Here is a 727-nt window from a genome sequence, read left to right on the forward strand (position 1 = left end):
CCGGGCCGAAAGCCCACCGCAAGTGGCTCACCGCTTCCCTGGTCCAAACACCCGAGCAGGTCATCGCCGCCGCGTTCGACCAAGCCGCCGCCCGCGACCGGGACCATCTGCGCGACTGGGTCGTCCTGGTCGACGGCGCCCGCCACCAACTCGGCCTGATCCAGACCGAAGCCCGCCGACGAGGCATCAAGGTGCACATCCTGCTCGACTTCGTGCACGTAAGTGAGTACGTCTGGGACGCGGCTCACTGCTTTAACAAGCCCGGCACCCCGGCAGCCGAAGCCTGGGTCGCCGGCCACCTCACCACCATCCTCCACGGCCAGGCCGCCCGCGCCGCCACCGAGATCACCACCCAGGCCGACCGGACCGGGCTGCACGGCACCCGGCGCGAGGGAGCCGACGCCTGCGTCCGCTACCTCACCGGACACCTCGGTCAACTCCGCTACGACACCGCCCTGGCGGCGGGCTGGCCGATCGCCACCGGCGCGATCGAAGGCGCCTGCCGACACATCGTGGGCGACCGACTCGACATCACCGGCAGTCGCTGGGGCCTCAAGGGCGCCGAGGCCGTCCTCAAACTCCGGACGCTGAACGACAACGGCGACTTCAACACCTATTGGGCGTTTCACCTCGCCCGCGAGCACAAACGCCTCTACCCCACCCCCGACCAGCACACCTACAGCCTCACGGCCTGATCAGGAACGTCCCTGCAAAAGAGCCACACCCA

The 727-nt window shown here is 69.1% G+C and carries 1 pseudogene; it reads left to right on the top strand.

The features are described from left to right. Positions 1-695 (top strand): annotated as a pseudogene (locus tag O3Q52_RS53780) (ISKra4 family transposase); the annotation flags it as partial. Positions 696-727 lie beyond the last annotated feature (32 nt).

This window comes from Streptomyces sp. ActVer, from assembly GCF_027270795.1.
Classification (GTDB): domain Bacteria; phylum Actinomycetota; class Actinomycetes; order Streptomycetales; family Streptomycetaceae; genus Streptomyces; species Streptomyces umbrinus_A.